Annotated in this window: 16 protein-coding genes; 4 read left to right on the forward strand and 12 right to left on the reverse strand. The window is 51.2% G+C overall.

The genetic code is table 11. The annotated features are described in order from the left end of the window. Positions 1-286: 286 nt before the first annotated feature. From ACJHVI_RS08760 to ACJHVI_RS08800, 9 genes are all read right to left on the reverse strand, one after another. Positions 287-754, reverse strand: coding sequence for a hypothetical protein (locus ACJHVI_RS08760; protein ID WP_483184362.1), 468 nt, complete (start codon positions 752-754; stop codon positions 287-289). A gap of 82 nt (positions 755-836) precedes the next feature. Then, on the reverse strand, positions 837-1724 hold the full coding sequence (locus tag ACJHVI_RS08765) for an EamA family transporter (protein WP_483184363.1): 888 nt from the start codon (positions 1722-1724) through the stop codon (positions 837-839). A 5-nt stretch (positions 1725-1729) separates the two neighbouring features. Then, positions 1730-3547: a peptidylprolyl isomerase gene (locus ACJHVI_RS08770; protein WP_483184364.1), complete on the reverse strand. Its 1818-nt coding sequence runs from the start codon at positions 3545-3547 to the stop codon at positions 1730-1732. A gap of 151 nt (positions 3548-3698) precedes the next feature. After that, entirely contained in the window at positions 3699-4538 is an 840-nt protein-coding gene (gene pdxK, locus ACJHVI_RS08775; RefSeq protein WP_483184365.1) for a pyridoxine/pyridoxal/pyridoxamine kinase, read from the reverse strand. Next, positions 4535-4732, reverse strand: a complete 198-nt coding sequence (locus ACJHVI_RS08780; protein ID WP_483184366.1) for a hypothetical protein — start codon at positions 4730-4732, stop codon at positions 4535-4537. Before ACJHVI_RS08780 ends, pdxK begins: the two co-directional genes overlap by 4 nt. Positions 4733-4742: 10 nt before the next feature. Further along, a complete protein-coding gene (locus ACJHVI_RS08785) occupies positions 4743-5543 on the reverse strand; it encodes a Cof-type HAD-IIB family hydrolase (RefSeq protein ID WP_483184367.1) in 801 nt (266 codons plus the stop codon). Positions 5544-5702: 159 nt separating this feature from the next. Beyond that, positions 5703-7232: an AmpG family muropeptide MFS transporter gene (locus tag ACJHVI_RS08790; protein ID WP_483184368.1), complete on the reverse strand. Its 1530-nt coding sequence runs from the start codon at positions 7230-7232 to the stop codon at positions 5703-5705. 122 nt (positions 7233-7354) lie between these two features. Beyond that, positions 7355-7645 carry a HigA family addiction module antitoxin gene (locus ACJHVI_RS08795; protein ID WP_483184369.1) on the reverse strand — a complete coding sequence of 97 codons (291 nt, stop codon included), beginning with the start codon at positions 7643-7645 and terminating at the stop codon, positions 7355-7357. A gap of 10 nt (positions 7646-7655) precedes the next feature. Continuing rightward, entirely contained in the window at positions 7656-7934 is a 279-nt protein-coding gene (locus tag ACJHVI_RS08800) for a type II toxin-antitoxin system RelE/ParE family toxin (RefSeq protein WP_483184370.1), read from the reverse strand. 217 nt (positions 7935-8151) lie between these two features. On the opposite strand from ACJHVI_RS08800, the gene leuB reads away from it, so the two are divergent. The 3 genes from leuB to leuD are packed head-to-tail and all read left to right on the forward strand — an operon-like array spanning position 8152 to position 11184. Then, a complete protein-coding gene (leuB, locus tag ACJHVI_RS08805; protein WP_483184371.1) occupies positions 8152-9201 on the forward strand; it encodes a 3-isopropylmalate dehydrogenase in 1050 nt (349 codons plus the stop codon). A 13-nt stretch (positions 9202-9214) separates the two neighbouring features. Then, positions 9215-10609, forward strand: a complete 1395-nt coding sequence (gene leuC, locus ACJHVI_RS08810) for a 3-isopropylmalate dehydratase large subunit (protein ID WP_483184372.1) — start codon at positions 9215-9217, stop codon at positions 10607-10609. Beyond that, a complete protein-coding gene (leuD, locus tag ACJHVI_RS08815) occupies positions 10609-11184 on the forward strand; it encodes a 3-isopropylmalate dehydratase small subunit (RefSeq protein WP_483184373.1) in 576 nt (191 codons plus the stop codon). Before leuC ends, leuD begins: the two co-directional genes overlap by 1 nt. Before the next feature lie 64 nt (positions 11185-11248). Here the strand turns inward: leuD and ACJHVI_RS08820 are convergent, their stop codons facing one another. From ACJHVI_RS08820 to ACJHVI_RS08830, 3 genes are read right to left on the reverse strand one after another with little or no spacing between them, the layout of a single operon-like run. Then, the gene (locus ACJHVI_RS08820) at positions 11249-13195 is read right to left on the reverse strand and encodes a sucrose-specific PTS transporter subunit IIBC (RefSeq protein ID WP_483184374.1); all 1947 of its coding nucleotides are present in this window, start codon (positions 13193-13195) and stop codon (positions 11249-11251) included. Next, positions 13192-14133 (reverse strand): carbohydrate kinase family protein, encoded by a 942-nt coding sequence (locus ACJHVI_RS08825; RefSeq protein ID WP_483184375.1) that lies wholly within the window; start codon positions 14131-14133, stop codon positions 13192-13194. The genes ACJHVI_RS08820 and ACJHVI_RS08825 overlap by 4 nt, the downstream gene beginning before the upstream one ends. 11 nt (positions 14134-14144) lie before the next feature. Beyond that, complete coding sequence (locus ACJHVI_RS08830) at positions 14145-15560, reverse strand: sucrose-6-phosphate hydrolase (protein WP_483184376.1); 1416 nt, start codon at positions 15558-15560, stop codon at positions 14145-14147. A gap of 163 nt (positions 15561-15723) precedes the next feature. On the opposite strand from ACJHVI_RS08830, the gene ACJHVI_RS08835 reads away from it, so the two are divergent. Then, on the forward strand, positions 15724-16082 hold a 359-nt coding region (locus tag ACJHVI_RS08835; protein WP_483184377.1), incomplete at its 3' end, for a transposase.

A 16082-nucleotide genomic window follows, 5' to 3' on the forward strand; every position in this document is an offset into this window, starting at 1 on the left:
AGCTTGTCATTGCGGCATGGGAAAGGAGAATAAGGTTAAGTTTATAAAAGATTATTTTGCTTAAAAAACGCTAGATAGCACCTATTTTGTCCCTTAGGGCTAAAGAACTCGAAAACAGCACCTAAAATGTCCCTTTGCCCCGATATTGCATATTAATCCTTTGAAATATTTATAATTCAATGTTTGATATTATACCGCTATTTTGTAGGTCGGATTCTTGAATCCGACAATCTCATAATTTAAGCGAATGTTTTTAAGAATAAAATGTCAGATACAAGTATCCGACCTACACCGGATATATCAATTGAATACCTGCCAATTTCAATCTATCTTCAGGATCACTTGTCATAAAATCCCAGCCAGCAGGCATAGTAGACTTCAGTTTCAATTCATAATCCAAATAATCTGCCTCCTCTTCTGTAACATGAGCAATTTTCCAATTTTTTTGCAAGGCGCAAGCCAGTTCTTCTTTTGAATATCGTTTTTCTTTAATGAGTCTTTCTAATTCAGACATCATATAGGCACAAGGAACAACATGCTCCCTATAAACTCGCATTCCTTCTGTTAAATTTTTTGATTTTCCCAAATAAACAAAATTTTCTTCACGATGCAATAAATGTTCAAAAAATCGTGAGTGATAACCCGATCTTTTTTTCGTATTTTCTTCATATTCAACTAGATGATCAATATGTTCGACAATTAGTAAACAAGTTTTAAAAACCAGTATTTGTTCAGCATTTTGTGTTTTTGCCATAAGTATTTACTTCGCCCAAATAATAAATTTTCTTAATTATAATTATCAGACATTAATGCCCAACCTAGTATTGATGTTTCAATCACAGCCACAGCAGCAAGAGCGCGGCGCAGCAAATCAGCATCAAGCCCAAGCCGTCTTGTTTTTTCAATTGTTCTTTAAACACAAAGCGCGAAATCAGCAGCATAAAAAAGATTTCGATTTGCCCGACGGTTTTTACAATCGCCACATTTTGCAAGCTCATCGCGCTGAACCAAAACAGCGAGGCGATGCAGGATGCTGCGCTGGTAGCAAGTAAGAGACGCGGTTGCGCCAATAGTCGGTGCAGGGCATTGCGGTCGCGCCACAGCAAATAGGCGCCGAGTCCGCAGGCTTCGATGAAAATCACGGCGAATAATGTCCAAGCGGCGGCGAGCAGGGGCGGTGCGGCAAGGCTTAAACTGGCTTGGCGCACCCAAAGTGATGTCAGGGCAAAGCATAATCCGCAGGCAAGCCCTAAGCAGATTACGCGCGGCGAGAGGCTGCGCAAGGTGCCGCCGCTTAAGAGCAGAACGCCGTAGCTGCCGAGTATGACGCCCAGCCAACCCAAGGGACTGAGCGGACTACTAAAGAAGCAGACGCCGATAATCGCCGCCAGCATGGCTTCGCTGCGCGCCAAGCCGACACCGATGGCATAGTTTTTCAAACGAAAGAGCTGCACCATTAGGGCGGTAGCGATGATTTGTGCGAGGCTGGCGGCAAAGCAATAGAGATAAAAGGCAAAGCTTAGTTGTTCCAAGCCGATGGCTTCGCCGCGCCCTTGGGCGAGTCGGCTTTGCGCCAGCAAATAAAGCAATGCTAAAGGCCATGCGGCGAGAAAGCGCGCCAGCGTAACGCCGAGGGTCGGCACGCTTTGGCTGAGCTGCTTTTGTAAGGCATTGCGCACTGCCTGAGTAAAGGCGGCAAAGAACGTGAAAATCAGCCAAAGCATGGGGCTTAGTTCGCAGCGGAGTCAGTGCTTAAGGCGGCGTTATCCACGCGAATTTTGCTTTGCGCACGCAGCCATTGGTCTAAGCCTTCCTGCATGGCGCGGATTTGAGCGATGCGTTCTTGCTGACCGAGCATTTCGCGCAGCTGGGCATCGGCTTTGTCTTCCGGCAAAGGATAAACCGCCTTGATGCGCGCTACCACAATCGATTGGTCGGGCAATTCATGGCTGGCAAGCGGGGTGTTTTGCTCCATCAAGAAGCTGTACATGATGGGGTCGAGCTCTGCCTCGGGCGCGCTCAAATAGCTTAATTGGCTATAGTGTCCTTCTTCGCCCTGCGCTTGCGCGATCAGCTCGCCCAATTCGGCGGAGGCGTTCGCCAAGGCTTCTTCAATCGCTTTTGCTGCCGCTTGCTGGTCGGCTTTTGCCTTCTCGTTTTGATAGTCCTGCACCACTTGCTCGCGCACGTTTTTCAATGGCTGCGGTGCAGCTTCGCCGCGCTCATCAACGACCATAAACAAGCTGGCATTGCCTAAATCGATTGCCTGTACAGGCGCTTTGACCGCCAAGGCTTTGCCACCGAACAAGGCTTCCTGCACTTGGGCATGGCTTAACCATTCGGCTTGCTGGCTGCTCGGATTGACGCCCTCCAAATGCGCTACGCTTAGTCCTGCCTGATGCGCCAAATCGGCTAAAGGCGTGCCGCTTTGCGCGGCGTCAAAAAGGCGGTTGGCAATGTCGATGAATTGTTCTTGGCTTTGCTCGCGTGCGATTTCCTGCCGCAGGGCGGCGTCGTCAAGATTTTCCGCACCTTCGATGCTCCCTAGTTGCACGAGCATTGCACCGTATTCGGTGTTAAAAACCGGCGATACACCGCCGATGCTGTCGATGGCAAACAAGGCTTCATCGACTTCTTTGCTGATGCCTTTGCCTTTGGCATTCGGGTTCAAATCGCCCGCTTGCCCTGCAATCTCGCCTTGGTTAATCGCGGCGGAAACATCGGCGAAACTACGATTGCCTGCGCCGATGTCGGCAGCGGCCTGTTCGGCATCGGCAGCATGGTCGAAAATCAGATATTGTCCGCCGCGCACCACATTTTCGGCGCGTTGCGCACGGGCGGCGGCTAATTGTTCTGCCGTGATTTGGCTAGGGTCGGCAAGCGCGGCAGGGTTGAGCAAAAGATAGCTGATATTGACCCAAGGCTGGCTTAAATATTCGCCTTGATGCTCTTGGAAATATTGCGCCAATGCCACTTCGTCCACAGCGATTTGCGCGGCAAAAGGCGCAAGCGGAATGCGGATGCTGTGCACGTCGCGGGCAAGGCTTAATTGCGCCAGTAGGGCTTGGTTCGCTTCAGGTGCGGCAGCAGCGGCGCTGAGTATGCGGTAGTAGTTTTCCACGCTTTGGCTTTGGCGCAACCCTTCCTGATAGGCTTGCGCCGTGATGCGGTTGCTGTCCAGCATTTGCTGATAAGTGGCTTCGTCGCCGAATTCGCCTTTAATGTATTGATACAGAGCTTGATCGGATAATTGATAGCCACTGCCCAAGGCATGCTGACGCAGCAAGACTTGGCTAATCAGCGCATCGAGGGCATTTTGGCGCAAGGTGCTGTCGGCAATGTCGGGATTGGCGCGCGCGCGCAAATCGCTAAACATGCGATCGACTTGATGACGGCTGATTTCCTGTCCGTTCACATCGGCAACCGCATTATCAACATGCTGATTTTGCGAGAAAGGATTGTCGAGAAACAGCATACCCAAACCTGCCGTTGCAATCAGTGCATAAGCAAGTTTGGGAATTTTTTTAGGGGGTTCTTGATCTGACATATTTAATGAGGGGGTTCTGAAAAAAGAGCATTTTAGGTAATGCGGCACCAATGAGCAAGAATTGCGAAGGCAGGCTTTTGCTTGGCGTGCCTAGCGCTTGCTTTATAAAGGCGGACGCCATGCTCAAAGTATGCGCATGGCGTCGGGAGGATTATTGTTGCAGAGTGGCGATGAGTTGCAGTTCATTGCTGTCTTCGGCATTGGTGCGCAAGATGGTGCGCACGACTTGCTCGGAGGCGAGGCGCGTGGCTTCGCTGAGGCTTTTGCCTTTGAGCATCTGCGCGGCAAGGGTAGAGGCAAAGGTGTCGCCGGTGCCTTGGGCGGAGGTTTTGTGGTAGGCATGAGTTTGCACTTCATATCCGTCTTTTTGCACAATCAGGATTTGCATTTGCCCTTCCTGCCATGTTTCGGGCGCAGCGCTGGTGGTGATAATCCATTGGGTTTGTTCTGAAAGCAGGCTGCGTGCACCGGCAATGGTTTGCTCGAGGCTTTGCAGTTTTTCACCACACAGGCATTCTAGCTCGAAGTGGTTGGGCGTCATGCCGTGGGCAAGGTAGCGCAGTTTTTCGCGGTAGGCTTGGTTGAGGCTTTGATCGACGTAGAAGCCGCAGTCGATGTCGCCGAGTACGGGGTCGATTTGTATGGCGATGTGCGGATGTTGTTGCTGCACTTTTTCCAGCCATGTGCTGAGGATGTCGGCTTGCGCGCTGCTGCCGAGGTAGCCGAGCAGGATGCTGCGGCATTTATTCAGCACGCCGCGGTCTTCAATGGCTTGCAGGTAGCCGGCAAACCAGTCTTCGGGAATCACGCCGCCGTGAAGGCTGTTATAGAGCGGCGAGTTGGACAGATAGACGGTGGGGACGATGCAGACGTTTAAGCCATGGGCTTGCAGAACGGGCACGACAGCATTGTTGCCGACCATGCCGTAAACGACTTGTGATTGAATAGAAATAACGTCTATGTTCAGCGGATTGCTGTCGCTTTTACTCATTGTCCGATGGCCTCGAGTTGTTTACTTTGTTCTTGGGTGGCTTGATTGACGGCGTTTTGCGCCCTATTTGTGGTGTCATTTTGCAGTTTTAACATGGGGTTGTCTTCTGCTTTGCTTTGGCTTTCGGCTTTGTTGCTGTCGCAGGCATGGAGCATGATGCTGCATAGGCCGAGTAAAATAAGGTGCTTTTTCATGATGTTTCCTTTAGATGAGTTGAAAATGGCGCAGGGCATTGGCAATGCCTTGCCGGTCGATGTCGTCGGTAATGTAATCGGCGACGGCTTTGAGTTCTTCGCAGGCATTGCCCATGGCGATGCCGAGTCCGACGCTTTTGAGCATGTCGATGTCGTTGAGTCCGTCGCCGAAAGCGGCGACTTGGCTGATGTCGATATTCAGGCTGTCGCAGATTTCGCGAATGCCGCGGGCTTTGCTGCCTTGGCTGGGAATGAGGTCGCAGCCGTATTCATGCCAAGGGGTGTAGATGTAGCGGTCGCTTAATCTTAATTGCGGCAGTTCTTGGGCGAGTTCGGCGGCTTCTTGGCTGTTAATGAAGTAGCCGAATTGATGGATGGCGCTTTCTTGATGCAGTTTGGGATGGACAAACCAGGGTTCTACGCCGTACATAGCCTGCATAACGCGGTGATCGAGTCTTGAAATGCAGAGCGCTTCTCTACTGTGAAGCAAATAGCCCCAGCTTTTATCTTCGGCAAGGGCGATGAGTTGGTTTAAGTCTTCCTGCGGTATGGGATGTTCATGCAGGATGTCGCCATGATGCAGGGCGACTTGTCCGTTTGCGCCGCTGATGATGTCGATGCCCGCTGTTTGGATAAAGTTTTGAATAGCTTTAGGAATGATGCCCAAGCTGCGTCCTGTGGCAATTGCGGTAAAGATGCCTTTGGCTTTGAGGACTTGCAGGAGGTCGGGCAAATCGGGCGGTAAATAGCCGTCTTCTTTGCGCATTAGGGTGTCGTCAATGTCAAAGAAGATGATTTTGATGTTTGGCATGGGGGCAGACTCCGAGTAAATGAGCGGCTATAGTCGAAGAATTGAAAAAGTATTACGGCGTTGGCCCGCCTTGCCGTACGCTCTTGTACTGTCTGCGGCTCGCCGCCTTGTACTACTTTCTCACCTCTCCGACTATATAGTATAGCATAGTATAGCGCGTCAGGGCTGCTGTTGATGGGTAAATTCCATGCGCCGTCCGATGAAATGAATCAGCCATAAAACGGGTAGCCCGAGGGCGGCGGTAAAGCAGAAGAAGGCAGGGTAGCCTCCCATATTGTCAACCATGGCGCCGCTGTAGCCGCCGAGGATTTTCGGGAATAGGGTCATGAATGAGCTGAAGATGGCGTATTGCGTAGCGGTGAAGCGGATGCTGGTTAATGCGGATAGAAAGGCGACAAAGACGGTATTGCTCAGTCCCATGGCAAAATTATCAAAGCTGATCGTGAGATAGAGCATGGGCATTTGAGGATAGTAGTGCAAAACCGCAAAGAGCAGATTGGTCAGGCTGGCAAGCAGTCCGCCCAGCAGCATGAGGCGCATCAGGGCGATGCGCTGCGAGAGCAATCCGCCTAAAAAACCGCCGAATAGGATCATTAATAAGCCGAAGACTTTGGAGACTTTGGCAATCTCGCTTTTGCTAAAGCCGCTGTCTTGATAGAAGGTATTGGCAATTGCACCGGCGACGATGTCGGAAATGCGGTAAAAGCCGATCAGCAGCAAGAGCCATAGGGCGGATTTGCCGTAGCGTTCAAAGAAGTTGCTAATCGGCATCAGCCATGCTTGCGCGGCAATGTTTTTGGCGATGAGTCCTGCGCGTATTGCCATATAAGCGGCGGCGGTGGCGGCGGCAGTAGCGGCGGCAAAGCGCAGTAATTCGCGGATAAAGGCGATGAGGGGACTGCCGCCGAAGGTAAAGACGGCACTGCTTAAGCGAAAGGCGAGAATGAAGGCGGCAATGCTGAGCAGAAATAAGGCGAAGAGGCGCAGATTATTGCCGGTGCTGATATGTGCGGCAGCATTATTGTCCGTTGTGGGCGTCGGCGAGAGCAGGGTTATCAGCAGTGCGATTGCCATCGTTACTGCCATGCAAAGATAGGTGTATTGCCAAGCCTGATAGTGATAACCCTTGGTGCTGGAGCCTAAATATTCGGCGAGATAGAGTGCGCCTGCGCCGGCAATCAGCATGCCGACGCGATAGCCCGCCACATACATGGCAGAGGTCACGGCTTGCAGTTGAATATTGCCTTCGGCGATTTCAATACGGTAGGCATCAATGGCGATGTCTTGGGTGGCGGAAAAGAAGCCGACCAGTACGGCTGCCGCCGCCATGATAAAGAGCGCTTGCGGCGTTTGCGGATTGGTCAGCGCCATCAGGCAAAGCGCGGCAACCACGCCGATTTGGCTGAATAAGAGCCAAGCACGGCGTTTCCCCAAACGCGGCGAAAGCAGCGGTAATTGCAGGGAATCCAATAGCGGCGCCCAAATGAATTTGAAAGAATATGCCAGTGATGCCCAGCTGAATAAAGTGATGGTTTCGCGTTTGATGCCCGCTTCGCCCAGCCATAGGGTCAGGGTGGAAAAAATCAAAACATTCGGCAGACCGGCGGCAATGCCGAAGGCAAAGAGAATCAGGGCGCGTGAGTCGGTGTAGATACGGGCAGCTTGCAGATAATGGGTAATAGAGGTCATAGGGCGTTTTAAGCGCGATGCCTCATGCCTAGTACATCATAGGACTAGGCAGCGCAGCGCGCATGGTTGCTAAAAAAGAGGGGCTAGAATAGCAGAAATCAGACGGATGATACCGCCTGATGTTAGGCCTCCAGCGGTAAAGGTTCCGATAGCGGAATCACAAAATCGTGATTGCGTTGTTCCGCCTGCCATAAATCGTAGGCGGCTTGCATGTTAATCCACATGGTGCTGCTGGTTTTTAATAAGATGGATATGCGTACCGCCATTTCCGCGCTGATGGCGGCTTTGCCGTTGAGGATACGCGATAAGGCGGCGCGCGTAACGCCTAAGCGCTGCGCTGCTTCGGTAATGCTGATATCTTCTAAATATTCTCTTAACACCAAGCCGGGATGTGCGGGATTGTGCATGTTCATTTTTTGCTCCTTAGTGATAATTCTGATAGTCAACAATTTCGGCATTGCCGTTTTCAAAGCGGAAAGTCAGGCGCCAATTGCTGTTAACGGTAATGCTCCAATGGTCTTTCAAATTGCCTGAAAGTTGATGCAATCGCCATGAGGGAGCATTCATATCCTGCGGACAAGTGGCGTTGTTTAAAGTGGTTAATTGCAGGCGTAATTTAGCCGCATGATTGGTTTGAATGCCCGCCGTGCTGCCTGTTTTGAAAAACTTCTCCAAGCCTTTATGTTTGAAACTTCGAATCATATCCGCTCCTGTATAGCGAGACTATACGCGGCTGAGAAAAATCCGTCAATCAGCGCTTTGGCAGCGCTGCCTTTTACAGCACAGCGAAAAATATCTTATCGGCGCAAATTGTGAGTGTTTTTGCCTAATGTTTTGCCAAATACGCTCGTTTTTTAGTGAGAAAAAATGCCGGCAATGCGTATAATGCCTGTCTTTGTAATGAAGACTAGGGAAAGAAATGCAGCAATATAACATTGTATGTTTGGCCGGCGACGGTATCGGGCCTGAAATCGTGGCGAGTGCCAAGCAGGTATTGGCGGCGGTACAGACGCGTTTTGATTTTGCTATTGAGTGGCAGGATTTTGCTTTTGGCGGCGCGGGGATTGATGTGTATGGCGAACCGTTTGCCGCGCCTGTACAGGCAGCGATAAAAGATTGTGATGCGGTGTTTTTAGGCTCGGTCGGCGGTCCGAAATGGGATAGTGCCACGCAGCGTCCCGAGCAAGGTTTGTTAGCTTTGCGCAAAGCGCTGGATGTGTTTGCCAATGTGCGTCCTTTGAAGGTTTCGGGTGCATTGCTTCAGCATTCGCCGATTAAACCTGAGATTGTCGATGGCACGGATTTGGTGATTGTGCGCGAGTTATCCGGCGGCGCCTATTTCGGCGAGCCGCGGCATTTGGGCGAGCAGGAAGCCTTAGATTCGATTACTTATACGGTCGCGCAAATTGATCGTGTCCTGCATTATGCTTTCCGCTTGGCGCAGACGCGGCGCAAAAAGCTGGTGTCGGTGGATAAGGCGAATGTGCTGGCAAGCAGCAAATTATGGCGGCAGCGTGTGCAAATAGTAGCGGCGGATTATCCTGAAGTGCAGGTCAGTCATGAGTATGTCGATGCGATGGCGATGCATTTGGTTACGCGTCCGGCGGATTTTGACGTGATAGTGACGGAAAATCTGTTCGGCGATATTCTTTCCGATGAGGCGAGCGTTCTAGGCGGCAGTTTGGGCGTATTGGCTTCGGCGAGTTTTAATGCGCAAGGTCCGTATTTGTATGAGCCTGCGCACGGCAGCGCGCCGGATATTGCCGGCAAGGGCATTGCCAATCCGATTGCAACGATTTTATCGGCGGCGATGATGCTGCGTCATAGTTTGGGACAAAGCGCTGCCGCTGAAGCGATTGAAGCGGCGGTAGAGAAAATGATGCAGAGTAACCGTTTGACCGGCGATTTAAACAAAACCAATCCGCTTTCCACCGCCGAATTTACCGCCGAATTGATACGGCATTTATAAATAGGAAAACATCATGAGCAGTTTATACGACAAACTTTGGGACAGGCATGTTATTGCAGGGCATGGCGAGGCCTTGCAATTACTGTATATCGATCAGCATTTAATCCACGAAGTGACGACGCCGCAGGCTTTTGACGGTCTGCGTATGGCGGGGCGCAAAGTACGCCGTCCGGATAAGACTTTCGCGACGATGGATCATAATACCCCGACCATTTTGGCGGATCGGCAAGCGATTCGCGATGAGGTCTCAAAGGCGCAATTAGACGCTTTGGCGCGCAATTGCGCGGAATTCGGGATTGAATTGGCGGATATGTTTGATGAGCGCAACGGCATCGTGCATATGGTCGGACCCGAATTGGGGCTGACTTTGCCGGGTAAGACGATTGTCTGCGGCGACAGCCACACCGCCACGCATGGCGCTTTCGGTGCATTGGCGCACGGTATCGGCACCTCGGAAGTCGAACATGTGCTTGCCACGCAAACGTTGTGGCAGCCGAAATTGAAAAATCTCGGCATCAAAGTCACGGGCAAACTCAAAGCAGGCGTGTATGCCAAAGATGTGATTTTGCATATTCTGAACCGCTACGGCGTATCGGTCGGCAGCGGCTATGCGATGGAATTTTTCGGCGATACGATTGCAAACATGAGCATGGAAGAGCGCATGACGCTGTGCAATATGTCGATTGAAGGCGGTGCGAAAGTCGGCTTGGTCGCGCCCGATCAAACCACTTTTGATTATGTCAAAGGACGCATTTATGCGCCTAAAGGCGATGCTTATCTGGCGGCGGTGGAAGATTGGAAAACACTCAAAACCGACAGCGAAAGCGATTATGATCAATTGATTGTGATTGATGTGAATACACTCACGCCGCAGGTTACTTGGGGCACGCATCCCGGCATGGGCGGCGGCATTGAGGAAAATGTGCCGGCACAAGCGGCGGCAAATGAAAAAGCCTTGGAATATATGGCGATTTCAGGCGGTATGGCGAAAAAAGATATTCCGCTAAAACATGTCTTTATCGGTTCCTGCACTAATGGGCGGCTTTCCGATTTGCGCGAAGCGGCGCATATTTTGAAGGGGCGCAAAGTCGCGGCGCATATTACCGCCGTTATTGTGCCGGGTTCGATGCAGGTTAAACACGAAGCCGAAGCGGAGGGACTGGATAAAATCTTTATCGACGCCGGCTGCCAATGGCGCGAACCGGGTTGCTCGACTTGTCTCGGCATGAACCCTGATTTAATCCCTGCTTATGAACATTGCGCCAGCACGTCAAACCGCAATTTTGAAGGCAGACAGGGCAAAAACGCGCGCACGCATTTGGTCAGTCCGGCAATGGCTGCTGCTGCCGCCGTCGCAGGACGCTTTATCGACATCTCCCGTCCGGATTGGGAAAAGGAATTAGCATAATGAAACCCTTAACCGTTTATACCGCCACGACCGTACCGGTGATGGCTGACAATATCGACACCGATATTATTATTCCCAAACAATATCTTAAAAGCATTTTTAAAACCGGCTTCGGCGAATTTGCTTTCGATCCTTGGCGCTATCATGAAGACCGCCGCTTAAAAGAGGAATTTCCCTTGAATCAGCCGCAATATCAAGGCGCGGGCATTTTGATTACCGGCGAGAATTTCGGCTGCGGTTCTAGTCGCGAACATGCGGCATGGGCTTTGCAAGATGCAGGGCTGCGGGTAGTCATCGCCGGCGGTTATTCCGATATTTTCTATAATAATTGGCTGAATAACGGCAATTTGCCGATTGTTTTACCGCGCGATGTGCGTGAAAAACTCGCCGCCTTGCCGCCTTCGCAAGCAATTACCGTCGATTTGGAAAACAAAGTCGTGTGCGTAGGCGAAGACAGTTATGCTTTTGAAATTGGCGAAGATTGGCGGCAACGTCTGCTCAAAGGGCAGGACAACATCAGCTTAACTCTGCTGCACGAAGAAGCCATTGCTGCTTATGAAGCGCAGCATGGTTAAGTGGCTAATCTTGCAGAAAAAAATCCCTTCTTTGAAAAGAGGGGATTTTTTACGTTTGAAGGATTTATTCGCTCAGAATAGGGCGCTGATTTTCTATCCGCACCTTTTCGCCGTTATCCATGGCGGTAAAGACCACCGGCGTGATGATGCTCGGCACTTTGTCTTCAATGGCGGCGAAATCCACCGTCAGCAAGAGTTCGCCGGCTTGTACTGCCTGCCCTTCTTGCACATGCTGAGTAAAGCCTTCGCCGTTTAATTTCACGGTATCGATGCCGACATGTATCAAGATTTCCAAGCCGTTATCCGCTTCAATGCCTATCGCGTGTCTACTAGGGAAGACGGCGGCAATTGTGCCATTAACCGGACTGATAACTTGATTGCCGCTAGGCACAATGGCAAAGCCTGCGCCCATGGCGCCTGAGGCAAAGGCGGGATCAGGCACTTGTTCCAGGGCGATGATATCACCCGCCAAAGGCATTTGCCATTCCTGCGGGAAAGGATTGCGACCCGCTACCGCAGAGGCATTTTCCACAGCCGCAGTTTCTACCGCTTTAGCCTGATTGGCTTGTGGCGCAGGATTTACCGCTGCCGCCTGAAAACGGCGCTGTTTGGAAAAGACAAAAGTCAGGGCAAAGGTAGCGGCAAAGGAAATCGCCATGCCGATAACATAAGGAATGATGCTGTCGGCGCGAATGGAAATAATGCCCGGAATCCCTGCCGCGCCCAGCGCCACCGCTTTGACTTTAAACAGGGCGATAAAGGCGCTGGCAAGCGCCGTGCCGATTAAGGCAGCATAGAAAGGATAGCGCAGACGCAGATTCACACCGAACATCGCCGGCTCGGTAATGCCTAAAACAGCGGAAATGCCCGAAGCGCCCGCAATGCTTTTGAGTTTGGCATCGCGACTAATCCACAGCGCAGCAAAGGCTGCCGCCCCTTGGGCAACGTTATTCATAGCAGCTATCGGGAAAATGAAGGTACCGCCTGATTTCGCCAAATCGGCAATCAGCTGGGTTTCCACTGGAATAAAGCTGTTGTGCATGCCGGTAATCACAATCGGCGCATAAACCGCACCGAAAATCGCCGCACCGATGGCACCTGAACTGTTATACAGCCATTGCACGGCATCCGTAAAGGCAATACCGGCATCGCGGGTTATCGGCCCGACAATGCTGAAGGTCAGAATTGCAGTGATAAAGATGCTGAGTAATGGCGTGAGTAGCAAATCCAAACTGGCGGGCATCACGCGGCGGATGCTGCATTCGAGTTTCGCCAGTATCCAGCTGCAGACCAAAATCGGCAGAACGGTGCCTTGATAGCCGACTTTGGCAAATTGATGTCCGAAAAATTCCCAATAACCCAGAGTGTTCGTGCGTATGGCTTCTGCCAAGGCGTAATTATTGGTCAAATCGGGGTGCACCATAATCATGCCCAAAACCGCGCCCAAGAAAGGATTGCCGCCAAAAATTTTCGTGGCGGAAAAGGCGATTAAAATCGGCAGGAAGACAAAGGGCGCGTTGGCGAAGGTATTAATCATCTCGGCTAATGCCGCCCATTGCGGATAGGCTTCAATCAGCGATTTGCCTTCTACAATCAATCCATTGGCGGTAAAGACATTATTCAGCCCCATCAATAAGCCGCCCGCCACTATCGCAGGAATAATCGGCACGAAAATATCGGACAGCATTTTGATAAAACGCTGGAAAATATTGCCTTTTTCTGCACCTAAGGCTTTGGCTTCGGTGGTGCTGACCGATTGCGCGCCCGTCAGTTGCAGCAGGGCTTGGGTTACGCTGTTAACCGTGCCTGTGCCGAAGATGATTTGGAATTGTCCTGCGGTCAGGAAATGCCCTTTGGCGGACTCAATCGCTTCAATAGCGACGGTATCAATCAGACTTTCGTCTTTTAAGACCATGCGCAGACGGGTGGCGCAATGGGTGGCGGCTAAGATATTGTCTTTGCCGCCGACCGCTGCAATGATTTGTTCGGCAATGTGTTGGTATTGGCTCATTTGGAATGCTCCTTAAGAAAAGCGTCTAATTCAGAACGTGTGGGAATACTGTTGATGGCGCCGCGTTGCAAAGTCGTCATTGCGCCGGCTGCGGCGGCAAGGCACAGCAGCTCGGGCATCTGATGGTGATAACTGTGCCAATGGGCAAGGAAAGTGCCGATAAAGGCATCGCCGGCACCGGTGGCATCGACTGCTTTGACGGCGATACTCTCAACCGCCGTCGTTTTGCCTGTCGCCTGATAATAGCTTGCGCCTTGCGCACCGGCGGTTAGGATGACATGACGCACCGCACCGACAAACAAAGACGCAATACCTTCTTCTACCGCCTCGCAACCGCTGACAAATGCCAGTTCGTCATCAGAAATTTTCACGATATCGGCGAGCGGCAGAAAGTCCCAGATGGCTTGATATAAATCTTGCGGATTCTCCCACAGCGGCAAACGCACGTTCACATCAAAAGAAATCAATCCCCCTGCCGCGCGAAAACGTTCTATCGCACGGCGATGTGCTTCTCGCATGGGCGAGGGCATCAGCGCCACCGAGCAAAAATGCAGAATATCCCCAGCCTGCACCGCAATTTCATCCACATATTCAGGCTGATAAAGCATATCCGCCGAAGGCGAGCGATAAAAAGAAAAACTGCGTTCGCCGTTGTCTAAGAGACTGACAAAGGCTAAGCCCGTCTTGGCTTGGCTGCTGCGGCGCAAATAACGCGTATCCACGCCCACCGCCGCAGCTTTGCGCTCAATAAGGCGTCCGAAATCGTCATCGCCGACTTGGCTTAAGATATAACTGCTGCCGCCCATTTTGGCATAAGCGGCGGCGACATTCAGCGGCGCGCCGCCGACCGCAGGGCGGTACAAACTCTCATCATCAGGTGCACCGCTTTGATTGGGAATAAAATCAATCAGACATTCGCCGATTGCATAAAGCGCCATATATTTCTCCTCTAAAGTGCGTAAAACTCAATGCCGGCGTTCTCCCCCAGCTGATATTGCAGACCGTCGGCTGTGCTTTGCGGATAAATCCTTCCGCTCATCACAAATTCGCCCCGATTGATAAAGATTTCCAGCGAAGAACTGTCGGAAAATATCTGCACATCGGTAATTTCTGTGATTGCCAAACGCCGCACATGTCCGCCTTTGCCTGCCGGCAAGGCGATTTCAGGCTCGGGCGATAAGCCGCTGCGGCTGCGGTCAAAGACCAAATACTGTCCGTCATAATGCAGCAGCGTTTCTTCGTTTTTGCCCTCGTATTCGCCCATGCGCAAACGCAGGCTGAAAGGCGCATTATCAGGATTGCTGAGCAATAATTCGTAATGCACACCGTCATGGGTGCCGCCTTTGCGCAATTCCGCCAAAGCAGGCAAAGGACGCTGATAGAATTTTTCGCCTTCGATACTTAAGACGCGCGGCAAACTCAAGCAATGCGCCCAGCCGTCTGCTGCCGTCGGGCAGCTCATATCGGGCAGACCGAACCATGCAATGACAATTCTTTCCCCCGCCTTGCCCAGCGTGCTTTGCGCGGCATAGTATTCAAAGCCCAAATCCAATTCCTGAAAGCCTTGATGCCGAAATATCCGCCGCTCCTGATCAAAGCTGCCTAGTAAATAGCCGCATTGGTAAATATTGGGATAATCCTGAAGCCCCTGCGGGCAGAATATCAGCACGTCCCGACCGTCCAAGGGAAAATAATCAGGGCATTCCCACATATAGCCGAATTGCGGCAAGGCGCAATCGACTTCGCCTTCCAACTGCCATTGCAAACCGTCTGCGCTGCGCAAATACAAGACCGTGCCGCTCAGATTCTCTCTTTGCGCTCCCAAGAGCATGCCATAGCTGCCGTCCGCGTTTTGCCACAATTTGGGATCGCGGCAATGCTCGGTATAGCCAGCCGGTGCGCCGCATAAAAAGGGTAGATGTTTTTCCAGCTGATTGTCGGCAGTTAAAAAAGCGCTGCGCTGATAAGGAATCCGCTGCCAATCGGCATCGCGATGATTGCCCGTATAGGCAATCAGCATCTTGTCGCCGAAACTGATGGCGCTGCCAGAATAAGCGCCGTGGCTGTCTTCAAGCGTATCGGGCGCAATGCCGATGCCCTGAGAAGTAAAATCCAGCAAATTATCGCTGACCAGATGATGCCAATATTTCAGACCATGCACCGGCCCTAGGGGAAACCATTGGTAAAACAGATGATATTTGCCCTGATGATAGCAAAAACCGTTAGGGTCATTGAGCAGGCCAGCCGGCGGCTGAATGTGATAATGCTGCCGCCACGGGCTTTGCGCCGCTTGCCGGCATAAGGCTTCGTATTCCGCCATGCTCTCTTGGTTTAAAGGGCGGTAACGCCGTTCGGTAGTCCACATATAATTTCCCTTGATATCATAAGAGGTTATATCTTAGGTTATTTCTGTAAAGATTGCTTTGATTGCTTGGCTTTTGATAGAAAAATTTTGCTAAGTTAAATAAAAACAGGGTGATTTTTATTTTTGCTCTAGACTAGCAGAATCACTCTGTTAGACTAGAAAAATGAGATACAACAGTAAATTAAGAAGATATCACCTCAGAAATATTATGCGCCACTTTTGTGCCGATATTGAAGCCTCAAAAACCGCTTTGCTGACTGGTTTTAATCGCAATGCCATCAATCATTGGTACAACATCTTTCGTCAGGAAATCTATCGCCATCAGAGTGAACTTAAGGAACAACTCTATGGAAGCATAGAAGGCGATGAAAGTTATTTTGGCGCCAGGCGGCAACGAGGCTTTCATGGCAAACTCAAACGCGGCAGAGGAACGTTGAAACAGCCTGTATTCGGTATATTCGAACGTGAGGGCAGGGTTTATACGGAAATCGTTCCTGATTGTAAGAAGCAGACCTTGCAAGA

It is taken from the genome of Suttonella sp. (assembly GCF_056855035.1).

Coding starts and splice junctions, on each gene's coding strand:
- ACJHVI_RS08760 (WP_483184362.1), bottom strand. CDS start 754: ATGGCAAAAACACAAAATGCTGAACAAATACTGGTTTTTAAAACTTGT.
- ACJHVI_RS08765 (WP_483184363.1), bottom strand. CDS start 1,724: ATGCTTTGGCTGATTTTCACGTTCTTTGCCGCCTTTACTCAGGCAGTG.
- ACJHVI_RS08770 (WP_483184364.1), bottom strand. CDS start 3,547: ATGTCAGATCAAGAACCCCCTAAAAAAATTCCCAAACTTGCTTATGCA.
- pdxK (WP_483184365.1), bottom strand. CDS start 4,538: ATGAGTAAAAGCGACAGCAATCCGCTGAACATAGACGTTATTTCTATT.
- ACJHVI_RS08780 (WP_483184366.1), bottom strand. CDS start 4,732: ATGAAAAAGCACCTTATTTTACTCGGCCTATGCAGCATCATGCTCCAT.
- ACJHVI_RS08785 (WP_483184367.1), bottom strand. CDS start 5,543: ATGCCAAACATCAAAATCATCTTCTTTGACATTGACGACACCCTAATG.
- ACJHVI_RS08790 (WP_483184368.1), bottom strand. CDS start 7,232: ATGACCTCTATTACCCATTATCTGCAAGCTGCCCGTATCTACACCGAC.
- ACJHVI_RS08795 (WP_483184369.1), bottom strand. CDS start 7,645: ATGAACATGCACAATCCCGCACATCCCGGCTTGGTGTTAAGAGAATAT.
- ACJHVI_RS08800 (WP_483184370.1), bottom strand. CDS start 7,934: ATGATTCGAAGTTTCAAACATAAAGGCTTGGAGAAGTTTTTCAAAACA.
- leuB (WP_483184371.1), top strand. CDS start 8,152: ATGCAGCAATATAACATTGTATGTTTGGCCGGCGACGGTATCGGGCCT.
- leuC (WP_483184372.1), top strand. CDS start 9,215: ATGAGCAGTTTATACGACAAACTTTGGGACAGGCATGTTATTGCAGGG.
- leuD (WP_483184373.1), top strand. CDS start 10,609: ATGAAACCCTTAACCGTTTATACCGCCACGACCGTACCGGTGATGGCT.
- ACJHVI_RS08820 (WP_483184374.1), bottom strand. CDS start 13,195: ATGAGCCAATACCAACACATTGCCGAACAAATCATTGCAGCGGTCGGC.
- ACJHVI_RS08825 (WP_483184375.1), bottom strand. CDS start 14,133: ATGGCGCTTTATGCAATCGGCGAATGTCTGATTGATTTTATTCCCAAT.
- ACJHVI_RS08830 (WP_483184376.1), bottom strand. CDS start 15,560: ATGTGGACTACCGAACGGCGTTACCGCCCTTTAAACCAAGAGAGCATG.